Below are 21549 nucleotides of genomic sequence, written 5' to 3'. Positions count from 1 at the left end.
CCAGTTGTAAAATGTCATGCGTCAATCAAAGCGAGGCCGCGGTTGCGGAAACCGATGGCGACCTCCGTTGCCGGAGATAACATGTCCTCGACGGCCTGATCGACAACAAACAGGAGGCCGGTTGCCGTTTCGACTTCGTATTCGACATGGCCGCCAAGATAGGCGGCGCTGCTGATCGTGCCGGAAAGTGCCGCCCCCTTGGCCGGCGTCAGGGTTACCGCGTTGGGACGCACCGCGAGCTTCGCCGAACCGGGTCGAGCGGTCTTCGAGGGTAGGCGATGCTCGAAGCCCCCGATCCGGATCGTCGCCTGGCCGGCATCAGTCGCGGTCACCTCGCAAGGCAGCACATTGGCCTCGCCCATGAAGTCGGCGATGAAAGTGGAGGCGGGCGCCTCGTAGAGGTCGCGTGGCGCTCCTTCCTGGGCAATCGCCCCATCCTTCATGACGATGATACGGTCGGAAACGGCGAGTGCTTCGTCCTGATCGTGGGTCACGTAGACGGCCGTGAAGCCGAGACGCTGCTGCAATTCGCGGATCTCGGTGCGCACCTTGCGGCGCAGCCGCGCGTCGAGGTTGGAAAGTGGCTCGTCGAGCAGCAACACCTGTGGTTCGAGAACCAGGGCGCGGGCAACGGCCACGCGTTGCTGCTGCCCGCCGGAGAGTTCGGCGGGCAGGCGTTGTCCGAGGCCGCCGAGACCCACGAGCTGCAGGCCTTCTTCGGCGCGCTCGCGCGCCTCCTTCTTCTTGATGCCCGACGACTCAAGGCCATAGGCGACATTGTCGAGTGCCGTCATGTGCGGGAACAGCGCATAGGACTGGAAGACCATCGACACGTCGCGCTCGTTGGCCGGCAGCATGGTCACGTCCTTGCCACCGATCAGGATCTTGCCGGCGGAGGGGTGCTCGAGCCCGGCAAGCATGCGCAGCGTCGTGGTCTTGCCGCAGCCGGAGGGTCCAAGCAGGGTCACGAGCGTACCGGGCTCGATGGTGAGCGACAGGTCGTGGATGGCGGTGAAGCTGCCGAACTGCTTGCGCACGTTCTTAAAGACGACCGAGCCGGTGCGCGGGGTGCTCATTTGGGTGCTCATGCGGTTTTCTCCTGAGAGATGGTGGTGGCGGACGACCGCGCGGGAGCGGCGCCGAGAACACGGTTCTCGCGCCTCAGCTTGCGTTCGCCGACGAGGAGTTGCAGACCGGTGATGACGGTGACCATCACCAGGATGAGGGCCGAGGAATAGGCAATCGCCACACCGAACTCGCCGTTCTCGACAAGGCCGACGATGTAGGCGGTTGCCATGTTGTATTCGGCGCTGACGAGGAAAACGACGGCGCTGATCGAGGTGATCGCCCGCACGAAGGAATAGACGAGCGCGGCGACGATTGCCGGCCTCAAGAGCGGCAGGATGACCTTGCGCAGTGTGCGGAAGCTCGTTGCCCGAAGCGTCAGCGACGCCTCGTCGAGGCTCTTGTCGAGCTGGCTCATCGCCGCAATGCCACCGCGTACGCCGACGGGCATGTTGCGGAAGACGAAGCAGGCGACGAGGATCAGCGCCGTGCCGGTCATTTCGAGCGGCGGCAGGTTGAAGGCGATGATGTAGCTGATGCCGATGACGGTGCCGGGAATGGCAAAGCTCAGCATCAGCGCGAATTCGAAGACGTCACGGCCGGCAAAGCGCTGGCGCACGATGAGGTACGCGGTGAGCAGTCCGACGAGCGCCGTCAGCGGTGCGGCGATCAGCGAAATCTCCATGGTCGTCCAGAACGAGTTCCAGGCGACACCGGTCCAGGCGATTGCGCCGTCGGCAAACGAGATCGAGAAGGCCTTGGCGTAGTGATCGAGGGTCAGCGAATTGTCGAGGCCCCAGGTCTTCACGAAGCCGCCGAAGAGGATCATGCCGTAGACGACGACGGTGAAGATCATCCAGGGGATGACGATGGCGTGGACGCCGATCGAAAGCGAGCGTGGCAGCGCGCTATGGGCGCCGGAGTCGCCCTTGCCGGTCACCGTCGAATAGTTCTTGCCGGCGAGCCAGTAGCGCTGCGCCAGGAAGGCGGAAAGCGTGAAGCAGAGCAGGATGATCGCGAGAACCGCGGCACGTGACGGATCGTTCTGCGCGCCGACAACGGCAAAGAAGATCTCGGTCGAAAGCACGCCATGGCTGCCGCCGAGCACCAGCGGGTTGCCGAAATCGGCCATGCTTTCGATGAAGCCGATGAGAAAGGCGTTGGCGAGGCCCGGTTTCATCAGCGGCAGCGAGACGTTCCAGAAGGTGCGCCAGCGGTCGGCGCGCAGCGTCTGCGATGCCTCTTCCATCGATGGGCTGACGCCCTCGACGACGCCGATCAGCACGAGGAACGAGATCGGCGTGAAGGAAAGAACCTGCGCGATCCAGATACCGGTAAGACCATAGAGCCAGCGACCGGGTTCGATGCCGAAGGCATCCGAGAGAAACTCGGTGACGACGCCGGCGCGGCCGAAGAGCAGGGTCAAGGCCAGGCCGATGACGAAGGGTGGCGTGATGATCGGTAGCACCGTCAAAAGCCGCATGCCCTTCTTGAAGGGGAAGCGTGTGCGGGTGGCAACGAGCGCGAAGGCGAGGCCGAGAAGTGTCGAGCCGGATGCCGTCATCAGTGCCAGCCAGAGGGTTCGCCAGGCGACGCCGCAGCGGCCCTCGCCGACGACGCAGCTCAAGCTCCAGATCGAGCCGTCCTGGATGTTGCGGATGAAACCATCAGGCTTGAACGAGCCGTCGAAATCCTGGACGGAGGCCGCGAACATGCTGCCGACCGGATAGAAGACGAAGACGATGACGAGGGCCACGAGCAGCGAGATCGCGGCGACAATGAAGGCGTCGCCCTTGAGCACGCCACGCTCGGCAAGCCCGAAGGCGAAGAGCAGAATGAAGGCAAGGGCAGACAGGACTGCGCCGGCGCCCATCGACGGCTGACCGTCGGAAAGCGGCCCGAACAGGGTTTCGCTGATTGTCCAGGTCCAGCCGGTGAAACCGATCGCCAGTCCTTGAACGGCGAGATAGAGGACACCCGTTGCGCCGGCGACGGCAAGCAGGAGCCCGCGGTGCGCTGGATCGCGAACAAAACGCGCTGCCGCGCAGATGCCCAGCAGCACCAGTGCCACGACCAGCCATGACCGACCATGGGCGAAGATCTGCATCAGGCCGGGGGCGACGGCCGGGTCGGATGGGAAATCGGCGAGCCAGCCGAGCCCGAAGAAGCCACCTTCGATGCGATACCAGGGGACAGCCAAGAATGCGGCCAGCCCGAGCCCGAGCGTGAGGTCGAGCCTGCGGTTGCGATGTTCCATGACGGTCCTCGCGTGAATTGAGATGAAAATGAAATGCCGTTGGGCCGCCCCGATCGAGATCGGAGCCGACGAACGAGCGTCTAGGCCAGGCGGTGCCGGCCGGATTGTTTTCCGGCCGGCCGAACCTGCAATCAGTTGGCGCTTGCGCCCACTTCGCGATCCCAGCGCTCGAGCAGTGCCTTGCGCTTCTCGGCGTCGCCGAAGGTGGCGAAGTCGTAGTCGATCAGCTTGATATCCTCGAACTTCGGGGCTTCCTTCGGCACTTCGGCCGACTTGTTGGACGGCAGCTGGAAGGACTTGGCGTCCTTCATCCGCGACTGTACTTCCGGCTTGAGCGCCCAGTCGTACCAGGCCTTGGCGTTGTCCAGGTTCTTGGCGCCGCGGATGATCGACATCGAGCCGATTTCGTAGCCGGTGCCTTCGCAAGGCGCGACCGATTTGACCGGGAAGCCTTCGGCGGTCTGGGCGACTGCGTCATGCATGAAGACGATGCCGAGGCCGGCTTCGCCGCGTGCGGCCGCCTTTACCGGTGCCGAGCCGGACTTGGTGTACTGCGCGATGTTGCCGTTGAGCTTCTTCAGATAGTCGAAGGCCTGATCTTCGCCCATGATCTGCACCAGCGAGGCGAGCGCGGTGTAGGCGGTGCCGGACGAGTTCGGGTTCGCCATCTGGATCTCGCCCTTCAGCGAGGCGTCGAGCAGGTCGGCCCAGCATTTCGGTTCCTTCAAACCCTTCTTCGAGAAGATCTCGGTGTTGTAACCCCAGCCGAGCGCGCCGGCATAGACGCCGACCGTGCGGTAGCCCGAGCCTTCAGCCTGCTTCTTCGCCCAATCCTGAAGCTGATCGAGCATCGGTGACTTGTATTCGAGCGTCAGGCCGTCGGAAGCCGCCTGCAGATGCGGGTCGCCGGTGCCGGCCCACCAGATATCGGTCTTCGGGTTGCGGGCCTCGGCGCGGATCTTGGCATAGGTCTCGCCCGACGACAGGCGAACCATGTTGACCTTGATGCCGGTCTCCTTCTGGAAATCGCCGGTCATCTGTTCGCAGATCACCACGTCTGCCGAGCAGATAAGGTTGAGGCTGCCGGCAGCCTGAGCCGGCAGGGCCGTGAGCGCCGTTCCGGCGAAGAGCATGAGGGAAAGGGTCGTCTTTTTCATAGGGGCATCCTCCTGTTGCCTGGTTTGAAAATTGGCGTGAACGAGACACGGCGCGGCCATCGGCCTGCCCGCCGGGCGACACGTTCACGGTTTCGGACTTGTGGTTTGCTGGAGCGGGATGTGGAAAAGTCTGTGCGGTTTTCCGCCCGCATCCCGCTCCAATTCATGCAGCTCGGTCAGTTCGTCGCGGCGATCTCCGCGTCGAACCTTTCGAGCAATCGACTTCGTTCTTCCGGCGAGCCGAAGGTGGCGAAGTCGTAATCCACCATCTTGATCATCGAGATATCGGGCGCGGCGAGCGGCAGGTTAGAGCGCGCATTGGACGGCACCTGGTTCTGTCCGGAGGCCGCCCCCGTGCCCTGGCCGTCCGGGCTGAGCGCGAAGTCGACGAAGCTTTTCGCCGCCTCCAGATGCCGAGCACCCTTGACGATGCTGACGGCACCGATCTCGTAGCCGGTTCCCTCGCAGGGGGCGACGATGACGAGCGGCGAGCCTGCCTGCTTCTGGGTAACGGCGTCGTGCATGAAGGAAATGCCGATCAGCGTTTCCCCGCGCGCGGCCGCTTTCACCGGAGCGGAGCCGGCCGTCGTGTATTGGTCGATGTTGCGATTGAGCGCGGACAGGAAGCGAAAGGCTTCATCCTCGCCGAAAAGCTGCACCAGGGTTGCAAGCGTGGTGAAGGCGGTGCCGGAGGAATTCGGATTGCCGCTGCGGATGCGCCCGCGATAGGCGTTGTCCGCGAGGTCCTTCCAGCAGGTCGGTGCCGGCAGCTTCAGCGCATGCAGAAGATCGGCATTGTAGGCAAAGCCAAGCGCCCCGGCATAGATACCCGCCGATCTGCCGCCGGAAATGGCAAAGAAGTTTTTGGCCCAGGGCAGCATGTCGCGTTCATGCGCCGGCCTATACGGTTCAAGCAGGTTCTCGGATCCGGCCTGCAGATGGGTGTCGCCCGTGCCGCCCCACCAGACGTCTACGGTCGGCGCGATCTTCTCGGCACGCAACTGGTTGAGAATGTCGCCGGTGCTCTTGCGGGTCATCGAGATCTCCAGACCGGACTTCGTCTCGAACGCCGTCTTCATCGCGGCGCACCACGCCTCGTCGACACCGCACAGCACGGTGAGCGCCGGCGCCGTGATGCCTGTTGTAGCGGTGCACAGCCACAGGGCCACGCCCGCACAGATAGCGGTGATGCCTCTCACGATGTCCTCCCATTTGGAACGCTGCCGTCCCAATCTCCGCAGTCAGGATGTCGATATTCCCCGCCTGCCGCAATCGGAGAATGGTTACCGTTCTTACAGCCCTGGGCGCTCTCCGACGTTTCAAAATTACAAAGATTACAAATATGACAAATCGCATAATGTGAGCTGCTTTGAACATTGGAACGGCCCCGCCTATGATGGGGGCGGGAGGACGTGCATGCTGAGTGAGAGGATACGGATTCTGATCGTCGAGGACGATCCGGACATGGCGGAGCTTATTTCCGATCTGGTGGAGGCGGAAGGCTGGCTGCCCCTGACCGCGCCGTCGGCGGAGGCGGCGGCCAATGTGCTCGCGCGTGAGGCGGTGCATCTCGTGCTTGTCGACCATAATTTGCCGGGCACTTCGGGCCGCACCTTTGCGCAGAGGCTGCGGGCCCGCACCAATATCGGTATCGTCATGGTGACGGCGGCAGGCAGTGCTGCGGACAGGGTGCTGGGGTTGGAGACGGCGGCGGACGATTACGTCGTCAAGCCGTTCGAGCCGATCGAACTGACGGCGCGCATCAAGGCGGTTCTCCGTCGCACCTATCCATCGCTGAAGCCGGAGCGGGAAAGCGAGCGCGAGACCGAGCCGGCATCGATGAAGCTCGGCGACTGGTCGATCGATCTGAGGAGCCGCCGGGCAGTTTGCCTGACCGACCCGTCGAGGTCGCTGACGAGTGCCGAGTTCGCTCTTCTGGAAATCCTCGCAGAGACACCGAACATGCCGGTCGGCCGTGCGCAGATCCTCGACCGCCTCGGCGCCGAAAGCGACCGTTACATCGACCGCAATGTCGACGTGCTCGTGCTCCGGCTTCGGCGCAAGATCGAGCGCAACCCGGACCTGCCGCGCCACATCAAGACGAGACGCGGCAAAGGCTATGTGCTCGATACCGACGACGGCGAGCCGAAGTCGTGATCGTTCGCCCTTTTCTTTCGTCGATTGCCTTCCGGCTCCCCTTCGCGATCGCCTTCATCTGCGTGCTCGTCTTCGGCCTTGCGACGGTTGCCGTCTTCGGCTTGCAGCGGGCGCGCGACGAGATGGCCGCCTATGGGTTGCAGGCGTTTTCCAGCCTTGCCAAGGCCTCGCTCGTATCGCGCCAGGTTTCCGATCTCGTGTCGAGCGCACCGTTTCTGATGAACGCCACCTCGCCCTACCGGGTTTCCAGCGAAAGCCGTTCGGTGGTCGCGCAGGTGGATGCACTGTTGCGCGCCATGGCGCCGCAGAACGGTGATGCGGCCGTCAAGGGCTTTGCCAGCGGGCATATCGTTGAGCTGTTGGAGACCATCCGCATCCAGACGATGGCGCTGGCGGGGGATGCCGAATCGGCGCAGCAGCATAAGGCAGAAGCGGCAGCCGCACTTGGCGAGATCGCGACCGGCAGCGGCATGGCCGATGCCGACTTCCGCCGTCGCCTCAACGGGATCGTGCAATCGGCATCCAACTCCGACAGCCTGTTCCAGCTCGGCGAATTGCGTCGCCGCTACATTGCCGAAACCGTGCCGCGCCTTGAGCATGCGGCACCCGATATCCGGGTTTCCGCCAACGACCTCGCGCCCTATGAACGGGTCTTCGAGGCGCAGACCCAATATCTCCTGGAGATGTTCGCCATTCGCGCGGCCGTCGCGCGATTGCACACCGTGTCGCGCGACCTCTCGCATGCGACGGAAACGCAGAGCGAGGCGGTCGCCCGCGGCCTCAATGACGATCTCGTCTCGACCTCCAATGCTCTGAGCCGTCTGCTCGTCATCGTCGCCGTCGCGGCGCTGCTCGTGCTTGTCATGGCCGTCTTCTCGATTCGTTCCGTGATGCGCGTGTCGCGTGGGATCGTGTCGCTGTCCAACGGCATGAACGCGCTGGCGGAAGGACGCCGGGACGTCGATGCGCCGACCTACAAGGGGACGGAGACGGAGCTCGTCCGGTTGCTGGAGGCTTTCAGCGCATTTCGAGAAAGCGTCGAGCGCGTCTCGCGGCTGCGACGTACGGCCGAGGCAGCCGCACGCACCATTCGTTCGACCTTTCGCAACATGAACGAAGGCATCGCGCTCTTCGACCCCAGCGGCAAACCGATCACGATGAATCGTCGCGTCATGGAGCTCGTCGGCTGGCCGGGCTCGGCAAGGAAGCTGCCGCTGCGCAGTTTCGTGAGCCCGATGCCCGAAATCGACCCGGCTCTGCTACCGGCCGATCGCGACACGGGCACGCTCGGCGACCGGCTGGTTCTCCGGCATCGCTCCGAAGCCGGTCGTGTGACCGAGGTCTCGCTGTCGCGGCAACCGGACCGCGGCATCGTGCTGTTGGCGCGGGATGTCACTGACGTGGATCGGCAGGAGGCTGAAGCGGCAAAGGCCCAACGCCTGGATGGCATCATGCGCATGACGCACCAGGTGAGCCACGAGGTCGGCAACATGATCGGCATCATCACCGGCAGCCTGGGGCTGCTCGAACGGGATACCGGTTTCAACGATCGGCAGAAGCGCCACATCGCCCGCATTCGCAAAGCGGCCGATCGGGGGCGCTCGCTTGCCAGCAGCATGTTGTCCGTCGGCAGCCAGCACCCGATCCAACCGGGCGCACTCGAGATCGGCGCGGTGCTGCGCGGCATGGCCGACGTGCTGGAAATTGCCGTCGGGGAAAGGTGCCGTCTCGCCTTCGAGATCGCCGACGGTCTTCCCAATGTGCATCTCGATGCCGCCCTCTTCGAACAGGCGATCCTCAATCTCTGCCTCAATGCAGCCGCCGCGATGCCTCAGGGCGGGACGATCCTCATCCGTGCTGCGAGCATGGAAGCCGATGTCGTCGTCTCCGTCACCGACGAGGGGATCGGCATGTCTCCGGAGGCCGTGGACAAGGCATTCGAGCCCTATTTTACCACCCGCGACGAGGAGGGCGGCGCCGGTCTCGGCCTTGCGGTCGTCTACGGCTTCGTCCGGCAAAGCGGCGGTGACGCCCGCATCCTCTCCCAACCGGGGAAAGGAACCACCGTCGAATTGGTCTTTCCGAGCTGAATCGCCGGTGGCGGTCTACGGATTTCGCCGCCGCCCGAGCCGTTGCATGGCGGCGTCGATGCGTTCGCCGTTGTCCCGGAAGGCCGACCAAAGCCACGTCATCAGCCACAGCATCAAAAGCCAGGCGAGCACGACGTCGGAGAGGAAGTGAGCGCCAAACACGATGCGGTTGAGCGAGAAGGCGAGGATCAACGGGACAAGCGCGATGATCGCGACACGCCTCCACCGAACGGGCAGAAGCAGCGCGAGTGCAACGAGTGCAATCGCTGTTGCGGATTCGCCTGATGCGAAGGAACAACTGCGCGAACAGGCGCTTGAGACCTGCCAGGCGGGCGTGAACGGCAGGGTGCCACCGAAATCCGTAATGTCATAGGGCCGGGCGCGGCCGATCAGCCGCTTCAATGCCTGGATGAGCAGCCCGGGGCCGATGGCATAGAAGGTGAGAAAGAATAGTGCCTTGTGCGGCCGCAGCAGTCGCGGGCGCGGTGCAATCGCCTGCATGACCAGCAGCGCCAGGACGCAGGGTAGAATGAAGACCGGCAGGATGCGATTGAAGTCGCGAAGCGCTCTGAGTAGGGGCTCCCGGGAAAGCGGAAAATCGCCTGCCGCGGACGCCGCCCAGCGGGAAACGACGAGATCGATGCCGGGATAGGCCATGAAGACGAAGGCCGCGCAAATGGTTAGCGCGCCGGCAATCGCGATGGGCTGATCTTCAACCCGCCCACGGGCTAGTTCGGCCCATTCGCGCGGGCTCGCGCGCAACCATCGGATGCTGTTTGAAGATGTTGCCGTGGAAGGGTAGAGGCTGGACATGCCGGTCGCTCGCAGATTGTCGGTGTGTGCGGGCCGGACATTTGCTTTGCTTTGTCAAGGCTAAGTGGAGGATCGGGGAGAGCTTGATGCGTAGAGCAGGGCGATTGTTGACTACACCTTTTGGTTGCTGATGGGCGGCGCGCCGTCGATCAATGTCCCGAATGCCTCGGTGCCGATTGTCAAGAAATGGCGGAGATTTGTCGGGGGCTCTATCCGGAAGGCCAGCCAAAGGGCGGCAGTGGTGTGCGGACGAATTGCAAGTCGAAACTAATCATCCCATAAGCTGCTGATCACAACATCGGGCCAGGGAGTTTGTTTATGGTCGACAAGGGTCTCATCCTTTTGGCGGAGGACGAGCCGGAGATCGCGCAGATCCTGGATGCCTATCTGGTGCGCGATGGTTTCAGGACTGTGCGTGCTGCCGATGGCGAAACGGCGCTGACGCATCATGCGGTGCTGTCGCCCGACCTGGTATTGCTCGACGTGCGCATGCCGAAGCTCGATGGCTTCGAGGTCCTCGCCCGCCTTCGGCGCGAAGGCAATACACCGGTCATCATGGTCACCGCTCTGGCCGAGGATCTCGACCGGCTGACCGGCCTCAGGCTCGGTGCCGACGACTACGTGGTCAAGCCGTTCAATCCGCAGGAGGTGGTGGCGCGCGTCAACGCGGTGCTCCGGCGCACCCGGAACGGCGCCGGCGCAACGGTGCTTCGCTTCGAGAATGTGGAAGTCGATCTCGATGCTCACGTCGCCTTCGTTGAAAAGAGCGGCCGCCGACACTCGGTGCCGCTGACGCTCAGCGAATTCCGCATCCTCGCCCACATGATCCGCCGCCCGACGCATGCCTTCGACCGCGCCGATATCCTCGACGCCTGCCTGCCGGACAGCGATGCACTGGCCCGTACGGTCGATACCCATATCGCCAATCTCAGGCGCAAGCTTGAGGATCTCGGTGCCAGCGGCCTCTTCAGTGCCGTTCGCGGTGTCGGCTATCGCTTCGTGGAGCCGAGATGAAGATCAGCCTCTCGCGCCTGCCGCTCGGCATTCTCACGGCCCTGGTGACGATCGTCCTGCTCATCATCAGCGTGTTCATCATCTATGCCGGCGTCGACTTCATGGAGCCGCGGCTGGAGGCCAGGCTCCTGGAGCGGATGCCGCCGGAAGCGGCCCAAGCTTATACCGATTTCAATTCCGGCAAGCTGCCAAGCCAGGAGTCGCTGCAGAAACTACTCTCGACGATGCCCGAACTCGAGGAGTGGGCAAACTGGGAGGTGGACAAGATCATCCTCGGCTTCGGAGCGACCGCGGTGACGTTCTGCGGTCTCGTCGGCTACTGGCTGGCGCGCAAGATCAGCCGGCCGCTCGAGGTGCTCGCCCAGGCGACGCAGAACCTCAGGGCGGGCGATTTCGCTGTGCGCGTCGGATCGATCCGCAAGGGTGCCAAGGAGGTGGCAACGCTCGTGAAGACCTTCGACGAACTGGCGGCCGAGCTCGAAAACATGGAGAACCGGCTGCGTTTCAACACGATGGCGGTGGCTCACGAGTTGCGCACGCCGCTGACGATCCTTCAGGGCAATCTTCAGGGCATGGCTGATGGCGTCTTCCCCCTCGAACAGGAGAGGGTCCAGCAATTGCTGGTCCAGGTGGAGGGGCTTTCCGCTTTGGTCGAGGACCTGCGCACCCTGTCGCTCGCCGCCGGCCAGAAGCTGGTCACCCAGTGTCAATCGGTCGATCTTGCCGCGGAGGCCACCCAGGTTCTCGGAGCGTCCTGCACCTTGCTCGGTTCGGCCGGCATGTCGGTCGAGACCGCGCTGGAGCCGGTCCGGGTCTCCGGAGATTCGCAACGACTGCGTCAGGCGCTGCTGGCGCTGATCGAAAACGCGACGCGTTACGCAGCCAGTGGCGGGGTCTTGCGGTGCGAGACGGGTCGCCGCGGCGCTGACGAGGCCTTCATCCGGTTGCTGGATCGCGGTCCAGGACTGCCCGACGATGTCGCGACCCATTCGATCGATCTTTTCTGGCGCGGCGATGCCTCGCGGTCGCGGGCGACGGGCGGCACCGGTCTCGGTCTCTCCGTCGTGCAGGCGATCGCAAAGGCGCATGGCGGACGGCTGGAATTCGCGTCCCGCGCCGGTGGCGGTGCCGTGATCACGATTGTGCTGCCGCGCGCCATCCCGGCCTAGCGCCTCCCGTGGAAGGGTGCCGGCTGCTGCGGGCCTCACGCCTGGCTCCCAGGTTCCGCGCTCATTTGCCGACCGCTTCTCCGCGAATCCTTGACAGTCCACGGGCAAACCCAGGCAGGCCGACTAGTCCGGCCGGCAGAGTTTGCTCTTAAGGATTGCACCATGTCCCTGGAAATCAGGCAGGAATACTGCGCGGATCTGCGGTTGCCCGTTCAAGACAGCGCGACATTTGGCGGTGAGCCCTTAGCGCCTTCCGGGCGCTCGGTGGCTGCACCGAGCGGAAGGGAGCAGTCGCGAGCCAAGACATCGATTCTGGGCCACGTCCTGAAGCTCGGCCTCAGGGTCAGCCTGAAACGCGCCGTCGTCTTCTCGATGCGGTTTGTGCGCCATCCCTTCCTCACCGCGCGCTGGATCGCCTTTCTCGGGGAGTTCGGTGAACGCTATTGCCTGGGGCTGCCGCATGACGATCTCGTGCGTAAATCGATCCCGACCTTCTTCCTGCACGGCGCGTCCTCGTCCGAGCGGCTCGACTTGCTGCTCAATCATTTCGACGTCGCGAGCGAGGTCCTCTCGCGCCGCTCGCTGATGGCGCTCTGGCGCGGGGGCGCGCTGGAAATGGGAACGGTCGCCGGGCGCGGCGAGAACTATCGCATCCAGCTACAATTGGCGGACCATTGCGGCGCCCGCCACGAGGGCGCCTTCGCAATCCGGCTTCGCCGTCAGAGCGACGAATACACGCTGTGCACGGTCGGTTTCGTCTTCGTGCGCTGCAATGACGATACCTACAGTCTTGCGATCGGTGGGATGCAGGGGCCGAAGGGCGAAGACGCAAAGCGAGCGCTGATTACGGCAACACGTGATCTTGGCGGTTTGCGTCCCAAGGATGCAGCACTGCTCGTTCTCCAGGGGCTGGTGACGGAAGGCCATGCAGCCTGCATCCATGCGGTATCGAATGAAAGGCATGTCATCAATCGCCGTCGCCTCAAGCGGCGAAGGATGATGATGGCAGACCTCGACGCCTATTGGCGCGATCGCGGCGGGATACCGTCCGAGCCTTTCGGTTTCCGTCTTGCCATTGCAGACGGCAAGGCTGCGCCCGAGGGCAATCGACGCGACCAAAGCAAGCGGGCGTTTCGCGACATCGGCGCCTGGTTCTATTGAACCGGGCGTATTGTCACGCTTCAGAACCTCAGCTTTCCTTGGTGGTCGATGCAACGTACGGTGGCGCAGTTCGAATCAGATATGCCGCTGGAGATTGGCCGATGACGACCGTTGCCGTTCGGAAGAAGAGGTCGCTTTTCACCGGAGGTTGCCTCTGCGGAGCGATCCGCTTCGAGGCCAGAGGGGCGCCCGGCAAGCCGCACACATGTTCGTGCAAGATGTGCCAACGCCACTCGGGCGCGCCGACCGTGGCCTGGGTCGAATTCGACAAGGACGCAATTGCGTGGACCGGTCCGGGCGGCGCCCCTTCGGTTTACCGCTCGTCCGACTATTCCAGCCGCGCTTTCTGCCCGGCCTGCGGGAGCAGCATCGGGGCGATCGACGATGCACCCGTCGTTGCGCTGCTGCTCGGCAGCTTCGACAAGACGAATTCCGCCGATCTCATCCCCACTGGCCACAGCTACCGCTCTACGCGGCCCAAGTGGTGGCATGTGGAGGCCGCAAAACCCGCGACTTGATAAGAGACGCGGCCAGGCTGAAAGTCGTCGGCGCAGCCGGGTAGGCTGCGCCGACTGTTCTAGGCCAAGCCCTTGGCGGCGGCGGCGATGGCGATGATGCCGAAGGCGATCAGGACCAGGCCCGAAACGCGCGACACCCAGGCGACGAAGCTGTCGGGCAGCCGTGTCCGGGCGATCGCCACTCCGCCGCTCAAGAAGAACCACCAGCCGAGCGATCCGAGGAAGACGCCCATGACGACGATGGCAGCGCTTGACGCGTTGCCCGTTTCGGCCAGCCCCAGGCCGGCGAAGATCGCGGCAAAGGAGAGGATTGTCGCTGGACTGGTCATTGTCAGGAGAAAGGTGGCGATGGTCGTACGGATGAGATCGCGGCCGCCGACGTCGGCCGCCGCCGTCACCGGTTTAGGTCGCAATCCGCTCCAGCCGAGCCAGATCATGAACAGTCCGCCGGCAAGACCGAGCGGGACTGTGATCATTGAAAGCACCGCGGCAAAGGCAGCAAAACCGATCGCCGCGAGTGCTGCATAGGTGGCGTCGGCGGCGGCTGTTCCGAGCCCCCCGGCGACGCCCGCCCAGAAGCCGCGCTCCAGTGTGCGGTTGATGCAGAGCGCCCCGATGGGGCCGAGCGGGGCCGCGACCGCGAGGCCGACGAGAAGGCTTTTTCCAAACAGCAGTGTAGACATGGCATAGGGCTCCAGCCGCGGCATGCTTTCATCCATCCGGTTCAAGGACGGTGCATGCCCGGCAAATCGAGAATGTTGCAGCAGTTTGCGCGTTCGGTCAGGCGCGCGGCACAGTCGTTGCCAGGCTTTCCCGGACGCTCGACAGCGCGATCACCGTTTCGCTTCGTGCCAGGAACCGCCGTTGCTTCAACTCGGCAAGGAACGGTTCGAGGTCGCCGAGCGAGGGCATCCGGACCTTGACGCAATAGGACCATGCGCCGGTCACGTGGTGGCATTCGGCCACGGCCGGATGATCGGCCATGAAGGCACGGAACGCTGCCTCGTCCGCATCCTGCGCCAAGCCGACCCACACGAAGGCGAGTACGTCGAGGCCGAGTGCGCGATGGTCGACCTCGACGGTGAAATTTCGGATCACGCCATTGGCGACGAGCCGACGGATGCGCTCGTTGACGGCGGAGGGCGAAAGCTCAACCGCAGCGCCGATGTCGGTCAGCGACCGCCTCGCGTCCTCGGCGAGAATCTCGACGATTTTTCTGTCCACCGTATCCATTGCCAATGAATACGCTGAAAATACCCAAATGTACAGATGATTTTTTGTTTTTATGCGCAATTTGCCGAGGAAACATTGGTCAGGTGGTCTATTCGATGTCCTTGAGTGCGTCGAGCGGGCCGGTCAGCGCCGTTCGCGGCTGTACGAGTTCGGGCTGGATGAGGTGGATCCGCGGCTGGGGCCGGGCCTCCTCGATGACATCGAAGGCCTTGGTGATCATGCCTTCGACATCCTGCCGGATCATGATGACGGGGAAGGGCAGGAAAGATGCGAAGGGATCGTAGTCGTAGCAACCGACGACGAGGTCGGCGAAGTTCTCGTGCGGATGTCCTGCCATGAAGCGAAGCAGGCCTTCGAAGTTGATCGAAGAGTTGACGAAGAGGCCGCGCGGCAGCTTGCCGTGCTTCTCGTAAAAGGCCTCGAAAGCGAGCCTGGCATTGTTCGGCGCATAGCCGGTCGGCTGGATGCATTCGTCCGGATCGGCACCGAGCAATTCGTTCTTGACGGCGCGGAAGCCGCGGATGCGCTCGCGGCTGGCATGGTCGTTGCGGCCGCCGAAGAGGTAAAGTTCGTGCGGTTGCAGCGGGCCTGATGCCTGGAAGTGGCGGATGATCGCCTCCGTCAGCATCCGTCCGCCTTCGTAGTTGTCGCTGATGACGGAGGGGACCTTGGTGCCGGGCAGGTCGATGTTGATGTGCTTGAGGCCGGCCGCCTCGCAAACCTCGTGCACACCGTCGGGATCGGTGGCGCCGCAGATGAACAACTCGTCGATCGAATAGGAGATCAGCGTCTCCGCGGTCTTGCGCTCCTCTTTCGGATCGCGGCTGGCGCTGACGACGATCGGGCACTGTCCCTTGCTTCTGACATGCGCCTCGAAGGTTTGCGCCATCGACGAGAAATAGCGGTTGTCGTGGATCGGCAAGAGCAGGCCGATCAGCCCCGAACGCGAACTGCGCAAGCCACGCGCCTGGCGGTTGGCCGTGTACTGGTGCGTCTCGGCGAGGCTGCGGATCAGTTCCGCCGTGCTTTCCTTGATCCGTCGCTTCTGCCAGGTGCCGTTCAAAACAGCACTTACGGTTGAAGGTGAGCTGCCGGATAGCACCGACAGGTCGTAGATCGTCGCTTTCTTTTTGCCGCTGCTGGCCATCGTTTTCTCCCTCGATCGTTTTAGTGCCGATTTCCCCTTGACGAAAGATTAAGTCTGCACAATAGTTCTTGCACCATCGATTGTGCAAACAAGAAATATCGATTGTGCAAATTGATGGTGCCGTCTGAGGAGGCGGCGATCAGGGAGGCGAGGACAGCTTCGCCAGTGATGGTTGGAAACTGGAGGCCGGCGCTTGGATAGCGACCGGGTGCGTTCCCTTGGTGGAACGAGTGGAGGAGAGAACATGATCAGGAAAATTCTCGTCGCCGCCCTGGCGACATCGCTGGCGCTTGCCAGCTCTGCAGCCGCCTTTGCGCAGGATGCCGGCAAGGTCGGCGTCGTCGTCAAGATCGGCGGCATTCCGTGGTTCAACGCCATGGAGGCGGGCATCAAGGAGCGCGGCCAGAAGCTCGGCATCGACGCCTTCATGGTCGGTCCGACCAGCGCCGACCCGGCGCTGCAGGTGCGCGCGATCGAAGACCTTATCGCACAAGGGGTGAAGGTAATCGGCGTGGTGCCGAACGATGCCAAGGTGCTTGAGCCGGTTCTCACCAAGGCCAAGGAGAAGGGCATCATCGTCATCACCCATGAATCGCCGAGCCAGAAGGGTGCCGACTGGGACTTCGAGTTGGCATCCTCGACCGGCTTCGGTGAGGCGCATGGCAAGCTGCTCGCCGAAAAGATGGGCGGCAAGGGCGAATATGCCGTCTTCGTCGGCTCGCTCACCGTGCCGCTGCACAACGCCTGGGCCGATGCGGCGATCGCCTATATCAAGAAGAACTATCCCGATATGACGCTGGTTGGCGATCGCTATGGCGTGGCCGAAGACGTCGACAAGAGCCGGTCGACCGCACTCGACCTGATCTCCGCACATCCGAACCTTAAAGGCTTCCTTGCCTTCGGTAGCCAGGGTCCGATCGGCGCAGGCCGTGCGGTCGAGGAGCGCCGCAAGGTCGGCGAGATCTTCGTGCTCGGTCCCTTCTCTCCGGGACAGGGCCAGAAGCTGGTGAAATCCGACGCGATTTCCGGCGGCTTCATGTGGAATCCGAAACAGGCCGGCGAAGTCTTCGTTACCCTTGCCGACAAGCTGATGAAGGGCGAGGAGGTCAAGGACGGCGACGAGATCGAAGGTCTCGGCAAGGTCAAACCCGACTTCGAGAACCGCAACATCATCGTCGACCAGCTCGTGCCGATCAACAAGGAGACGGTCGCGGATCTCGCGGCCATGGGCCTCTGACGCCCAAAACATAAGGGTTCTCCCGGCTGCTGGGCCGGCTTCGGCCGGCCTGGCAAGTCCCTTCAAAGGTACTGGAGCGGGATGGGGCAACGTGTTTGCGATTATCCGCCCGCGTCCCGCTCCAACTTAACGTGATTTACGGGCACAGACACATGCACCAGCTTGCGACCGCGGGAGGAGGCGAAAAGCCGCTTCTGTCCCTGCGCGACATCAACATGACGTTCGGTGGCGTCCGGGCGCTCAAGAATGTGAGCTTTGACGTTCGTCCGGGCGAGGTTCATTGCCTTGCCGGTGAAAACGGCTGCGGCAAGAGCACGCTGATCAAGATCATCACCGGCGTCTACCGCCCCGCCGATGGCGCCTCGATCGAATTCGATGGCGAGAGCTATTCCCACATGTCGCCGGTAACCGCGCAGGACCGCGGCATCCAGGTCATCTGGCAGGATCTGGCGCTGTTTCCCGAGATGAGCGTCGCCGAGAATATCGCCTTCCAGACGGTGCTCGGCCGCTGGCCGAAGCTTGTCGACTACGGCCGCATGCGCCAGATCGCAAAGGAAGCGCTCGCCCGCCTCGGCGTGACGCTCGACGTCGACGTGCCGCTGAAAGAGTACGCAATCGCCCAGCGCCAGATCGTGGCGATCGCCCGGGCGCTGGTCGGCGAAGCGAGGCTCGTCTTCATGGACGAGCCGACCGCGTCCCTGACCCAGTCCGAAACCGACCACCTGCTCGACATCGTTCGCGGTCTCTCAGCCTCTGGCGTCGCCGTCGTCTTCGTCAGCCATCGGCTTGCCGAAGTCCTGGAGATTTCGAGCCGCATCACCGTCTTGCGCGATGGCGCGTTGGTCGGCGTCTATCCCGCCACCGGCATGACGCAGTCGCGCATCACCGAGCTGATGACCGGCAAGACCTTCGACCAGCAGGTGCGGGCGAAGTCGCGCGATGGGCAGCCCGTCGTTCTCGACGTCAAGCGCCTGTCGCGCCCCGGCCAGTTCGAAGACATCTCGCTGACCGTGCGCCGCGGCGAGACGCTCGGGATTACCGGGCTGCTCGGGGCGGGGCGCACGGAACTGGCGCTGACGCTCTTTGGCATGCTGAAGCCTGTATCAGGCTCGATATCGATCGAGGGCAAACAGGCCCGCTTCTCCTCAAACCGCGATGCGATCAAGGCAGGCGTCGCCTACTTGTCCGAAGACCGGCTGTCGCTCGGCCTCATCCAGCCGCAATCGATCGCCGACAATCTCGTCATCAGCTCGCTCGACAAGATCCTCTCCGGCGGCCTGCTCTCGGAAGAGCGCAAGCGCAGCCTAGTCGGCCGCTGGATCGCCGATCTCGGCGTCAAGATCGGACTGCAGCAGGATGCGATCTCCACGCTTTCAGGCGGCAACCAGCAGCGCGTGGCGATCGCCAAGTGGCTGGCGACCGATCCGAAGCTATTGATCCTGGATGCGCCGACCGTCGGTGTCGATGTCGGTGCCCGCGCCGGCATCTTCGACATCGTCGCCCGGCTTGCCGAAAGCGGGCTTGCGATAATCCTGATTTCCGACGAGGTGCCCGAGGTCTATTTCAACGCCGACCGGGTGCTGCACATGGCACAGGGCCGCATCGTCGGCAGCTACGATCCGCGCACATCCTCGCTCGCCGATATCGAAGGAGCTGTCTATGCGTAGCTTCGTCAGCACCCACGCGACCGAAGTGTCGCTGCTGGCCGTCATCATGGCGATCTGCGCCGTGTTATCGGTGACGACGGCCAACTTCTTCTCGCTCGGCAATGCGTTCGACCTGCTCAATATCAGCTCGGTCAACATCATCTTCGCTGTCGGGCTTCTGGTTGTGCTGATCGCCGGCGGTATCGACATTTCCTTCGCCGTCGCGGCATCGGTCGTCCAGTATGGCACGGCGATCGCGCTCGGCTGGATCGGTGGCGTCGGCTGGGTATCGGGGCTCTTGATCGCCGGGTCGCTCGGCATTCTGCTCGGCGCCGTCAATGCCTTCCTGATCCATCGGTTCCGGGTGATCTCGATCGTCGCGACGATCTCCACCTTCAACATCTATTTCGGCCTCCTGATGTTCTTCACCAAGGGTGTGTCGATCTACGACCTGCCGGATTGGCTGACGGATCGGGTCGTGCTCTTCGAGCACGAGATGCCTGACGGAACCTGGATCGAAATCACCCTACCGGTGCTGGTGATGGTCATCTGCGTCATCGCCACCTGGGTGCTGATCACCCGCACAACCACCGGCCGCCAGCTCTATGCTTTCGGCGACAATCCGGAAGGTGCGCGCCGTTTCGGCATCAACATCGGCGCCATGCAGTTCATCGCTTTCGGCTGGCTCGGCCTGATGGCCGGGATCGGCGGCCTCATCCAGGCGCACTATGCGCAGGAAGTGGTACCGAATGCGCTCTACGGCCGCGAACTCGATGTGCTGGCGGCCGTCGTCCTCGGAGGCGCACGCCTTGGCGGTGGCAAGGGCTCGGTGCTCGGCTGCGTGCTCGGCGTGCTGCTGATCTCGATCACCCAGAACGGCCTCAACCTGATGGGCGTCTCGCCCTTCGCCTTCAAGATGATCATCGGCGCCATCATCCTCGTGGCGATCACGCTCTCCAACACCAGCATCGAAAGGCTTCTGCCCTTCGTCAGCCAGAAAGGGGCCTCACGATGAACGCGATCGTCGAACGGGTGAAGACCCTGCTCGGGCCGGAGATGGCCGGGCCCGGACTGGCATTCCTCGCCGTGGTGCTGGTCTTCGGCCTCGCCTCGCCGCAATTCCTGAGCGCCGCCACCTTCGGTTCGGTTGCCTTCCAGCTGCCCGAACTCGGGCTTCTGACGCTCGCGATGCTGCTGCCGATCCTGACCGGCGGTCTCAATCTCGCAATCACGTTTACCGCCAACATCGCCGGGCTGACGCTTGCCTGGGTGCTGCAGGCCAATGGCGGTGTTGACGCCGGGCCTGGCGCATTCCTGCTCGGCTCGGTTCTTGCGATCCTCGTCGGGGCGGCGAGCGGCGTCATCATGGGGCTGGTGATCGCCTTTACCCGCGCCCATCCGATCCTTGTCTCGCTGTCGATGATGATCTTCCTGCGCGGGCTCGGCGAATTCCTGACGCGCGGCGGTGACGTTTCCGGCTTCCCGGCCTTCCTTGGGCCGCTTGGCCACGGCTCGCTTCTCGGGGTGCCGATCCCGCTCATCGTCTTCATCGTCTGCGTGTTTGCCTGGAACCTTTTGCTTTCGCGCACCAAGCTCGGCTTCAACACCTACATGATCGGCTCCAACCTCGAGGCGACGCGCTATTCCGGCACCAACACCCGCAAGGTGATCGTGCTCGTCTACGCGCTCTCGGGCGCCATGTGTGCCATTGCCGGTATCATCATGCTGGCGCGCTTCAACTCCGTGCGCATCGGCCACGGCGAAAGCTACCTGCTGATCACCGTGCTTGCCTGCTTCCTCGGCGGCGTCAATCCGTTCGGCGGCTTCGGCCGGGTCATACCCGTCTTCGTCGCGCTGGTGGTGCTCCAGCTTCTTTCCTCGGGCCTCAACCTCGTCGGCGCCAACCAACACCTGGCGACCGCTGTCTGGGGGCTGCTGCTCGCCGGCGTCATGGTGCTGCGGTTCGTCGCCACCAAGTTCAAGATTTCATTTGTCAGAAAGGAAACGTGACCATGCAGGGTTTTGGCGTCCATACGAGCATGTGGACCATGAATTGGGATCGCCCCGGTGCCGAGCGTGCAGTGGCCGCGGCGGTGAAATACGCCGTGGATTTCATCGAGATCCCGATGCTCAATCCGCCGGCTGTCGACACCGCTCACACCAAGGCGCTGCTTGAGAAGAACAAGCTGCGTGCCGTCTGCTCTCTTGGCCTGCCGGAACGCGCCTGGGCGTCCGTTCGCCCCGATGCGGCGATCGAGCATTTGAAGGTGGCGATCGACAAGACGGCCGACCTCGGCGGTGAGGCGCTCTCCGGCGTCATCTATGGCGGCATCGGCGAGCGTACCGGCGTGCCGCCAACCGAAGCTGAGTATGACAACATCGCTCGCGTGCTGCAGGCAGCAGCCAAGCATGCGAAGACGCGCGGCATCGAGCTCGGCGTCGAGGCGGTCAATCGCTATGAGAACCACCTGATCAACACCGGCTGGCAGGCGGTCGACATGATCAAGCGCGTCGGGGCCGACAACGTCTTCGTCCACCTCGACACCTACCACATGAACATCGAGGAAAAGGGCATCGGCACCGGCATTCTCGATGCCCGCGATTTCATCAAATACATCCACCTGTCCGAGAGCGATCGCGGAACGCCCGGTTACGGCAATTGCGCCTGGGACGAGATCTTCGCGACACTTGCCGCCATCGGCTTCAAGGGCGGTCTTGCCATGGAGAGCTTCATCAACATGCCGCCGGAGGTGGCCTACGGCCTTGCCGTCTGGCGACCCGTTGCCAAGGACGAGGAAGAGGTCATGGGCAACGGCCTGCCGTTCCTGCGTAACAAGGCGAAACAATACGGTTTGATCTAGAGCGCCTCTGCGCGCGTTGGATCA

Annotated in this window: 19 protein-coding genes; 11 read left to right on the top strand and 8 right to left on the bottom strand. The window is 63.4% G+C overall.

Annotated features, from left to right (window positions below):
- Positions 1-14: 14 nt before the first annotated feature.
- The 4 genes from PWG15_RS29345 to PWG15_RS29330 all read right to left on the bottom strand — a co-directional run bounded on the left by PWG15_RS29345 (position 15) and on the right by PWG15_RS29330 (position 5678).
- Positions 15-1076, bottom strand: coding sequence for an ABC transporter ATP-binding protein (locus PWG15_RS29345; protein WP_275027254.1), 1062 nt, complete (start codon positions 1074-1076; stop codon positions 15-17).
- Between the two features lie 8 nt (positions 1077-1084).
- The gene (locus PWG15_RS29340) at positions 1085-3322 is read right to left on the bottom strand and encodes an ABC transporter permease (protein WP_275025047.1); all 2238 of its coding nucleotides are present in this window, start codon (positions 3320-3322) and stop codon (positions 1085-1087) included.
- Between the two features lie 131 nt (positions 3323-3453).
- Positions 3454-4479 (bottom strand): ABC transporter substrate-binding protein, encoded by a 1026-nt coding sequence (locus PWG15_RS29335; RefSeq protein WP_275025046.1) that lies wholly within the window; start codon positions 4477-4479, stop codon positions 3454-3456.
- A gap of 176 nt (positions 4480-4655) precedes the next feature.
- Positions 4656-5678 (bottom strand): ABC transporter substrate-binding protein, encoded by a 1023-nt coding sequence (locus tag PWG15_RS29330; RefSeq protein WP_275025044.1) that lies wholly within the window; start codon positions 5676-5678, stop codon positions 4656-4658.
- 217 nt (positions 5679-5895) lie between these two features.
- Here PWG15_RS29330 and PWG15_RS29325 point away from each other — a divergent pair, with 217 nt between their 5' ends.
- Both PWG15_RS29325 and PWG15_RS29320 read left to right on the top strand, forming a co-directional pair.
- Positions 5896-6636 carry a response regulator transcription factor gene (locus PWG15_RS29325; protein WP_275025043.1) on the top strand — a complete coding sequence of 247 codons (741 nt, stop codon included), beginning with the start codon at positions 5896-5898 and terminating at the stop codon, positions 6634-6636.
- On the top strand, positions 6633-8726 hold the full coding sequence (locus PWG15_RS29320) for a two-component system sensor histidine kinase NtrB (protein ID WP_275025041.1): 2094 nt from the start codon (positions 6633-6635) through the stop codon (positions 8724-8726). The genes PWG15_RS29325 and PWG15_RS29320 overlap by 4 nt, the downstream gene beginning before the upstream one ends.
- A 15-nt stretch (positions 8727-8741) precedes the next feature.
- On the opposite strand, the gene PWG15_RS29315 is transcribed toward PWG15_RS29320, so the two are convergent.
- Entirely contained in the window at positions 8742-9539 is a 798-nt protein-coding gene (locus PWG15_RS29315; protein ID WP_275025039.1) for a phosphatase PAP2 family protein, read from the bottom strand.
- A 318-nt stretch (positions 9540-9857) separates the two neighbouring features.
- On the opposite strand from PWG15_RS29315, the gene PWG15_RS29310 reads away from it, so the two are divergent.
- The 4 genes from PWG15_RS29310 to PWG15_RS29295 all read left to right on the top strand — a co-directional run bounded on the left by PWG15_RS29310 (position 9858) and on the right by PWG15_RS29295 (position 13401).
- Positions 9858-10553 (top strand): response regulator, encoded by a 696-nt coding sequence (locus PWG15_RS29310; protein WP_058327291.1) that lies wholly within the window; start codon positions 9858-9860, stop codon positions 10551-10553.
- Positions 10550-11722 (top strand): ATP-binding protein, encoded by a 1173-nt coding sequence (locus PWG15_RS29305; protein WP_275025037.1) that lies wholly within the window; start codon positions 10550-10552, stop codon positions 11720-11722. The genes PWG15_RS29310 and PWG15_RS29305 overlap by 4 nt, the downstream gene beginning before the upstream one ends.
- 162 nt (positions 11723-11884) lie before the next feature.
- Entirely contained in the window at positions 11885-12883 is a 999-nt protein-coding gene (locus PWG15_RS29300) for a DUF535 family protein (protein ID WP_275025036.1), read from the top strand.
- Between the two features lie 101 nt (positions 12884-12984).
- Positions 12985-13401 (top strand): GFA family protein, encoded by a 417-nt coding sequence (locus PWG15_RS29295; protein ID WP_275025035.1) that lies wholly within the window; start codon positions 12985-12987, stop codon positions 13399-13401.
- A 59-nt stretch (positions 13402-13460) separates the two neighbouring features.
- Here the strand turns inward: PWG15_RS29295 and PWG15_RS29290 are convergent, their stop codons facing one another.
- The 3 genes from PWG15_RS29290 to PWG15_RS29280 all read right to left on the bottom strand — a co-directional run bounded on the left by PWG15_RS29290 (position 13461) and on the right by PWG15_RS29280 (position 15781).
- On the bottom strand, positions 13461-14084 hold the full coding sequence (locus tag PWG15_RS29290) for a LysE family translocator (protein ID WP_275025034.1): 624 nt from the start codon (positions 14082-14084) through the stop codon (positions 13461-13463).
- Between the two features lie 97 nt (positions 14085-14181).
- On the bottom strand, positions 14182-14634 hold the full coding sequence (locus PWG15_RS29285) for an Lrp/AsnC family transcriptional regulator (protein WP_275025032.1): 453 nt from the start codon (positions 14632-14634) through the stop codon (positions 14182-14184).
- Positions 14635-14722: 88 nt separating this feature from the next.
- Positions 14723-15781 (bottom strand): LacI family DNA-binding transcriptional regulator, encoded by a 1059-nt coding sequence (locus PWG15_RS29280; RefSeq protein WP_275025031.1) that lies wholly within the window; start codon positions 15779-15781, stop codon positions 14723-14725.
- A 244-nt stretch (positions 15782-16025) separates the two neighbouring features.
- Here PWG15_RS29280 and PWG15_RS29275 point away from each other — a divergent pair, with 244 nt between their 5' ends.
- The 5 genes from PWG15_RS29275 to PWG15_RS29255 all read left to right on the top strand — a co-directional run bounded on the left by PWG15_RS29275 (position 16026) and on the right by PWG15_RS29255 (position 21525).
- Positions 16026-17018, top strand: coding sequence for an autoinducer 2 ABC transporter substrate-binding protein (locus tag PWG15_RS29275; RefSeq protein WP_275025030.1), 993 nt, complete (start codon positions 16026-16028; stop codon positions 17016-17018).
- A 152-nt stretch (positions 17019-17170) separates the two neighbouring features.
- Positions 17171-18685: a sugar ABC transporter ATP-binding protein gene (locus PWG15_RS29270; protein WP_275025029.1), complete on the top strand. Its 1515-nt coding sequence runs from the start codon at positions 17171-17173 to the stop codon at positions 18683-18685.
- Entirely contained in the window at positions 18678-19679 is a 1002-nt protein-coding gene (locus PWG15_RS29265) for an ABC transporter permease (RefSeq protein WP_275025028.1), read from the top strand. Before PWG15_RS29270 ends, PWG15_RS29265 begins: the two co-directional genes overlap by 8 nt.
- Positions 19676-20674 carry an ABC transporter permease gene (locus PWG15_RS29260; protein WP_275025026.1) on the top strand — a complete coding sequence of 333 codons (999 nt, stop codon included), beginning with the start codon at positions 19676-19678 and terminating at the stop codon, positions 20672-20674. The genes PWG15_RS29265 and PWG15_RS29260 overlap by 4 nt, the downstream gene beginning before the upstream one ends.
- A 2-nt stretch (positions 20675-20676) precedes the next feature.
- The gene (locus PWG15_RS29255) at positions 20677-21525 is read left to right on the top strand and encodes a sugar phosphate isomerase/epimerase family protein (protein WP_275025025.1); all 849 of its coding nucleotides are present in this window, start codon (positions 20677-20679) and stop codon (positions 21523-21525) included.
- Positions 21526-21549 lie beyond the last annotated feature (24 nt).

This window comes from Ensifer adhaerens, assembly GCF_028993555.1.
In the GTDB taxonomy this organism is placed as follows: Bacteria; Pseudomonadota; Alphaproteobacteria; order Rhizobiales; family Rhizobiaceae; genus Ensifer; species Ensifer adhaerens_I.
Note: the sequence above shows the minus strand (reverse complement) of the source record. Positions and strands in the feature narration are given on the sequence as shown.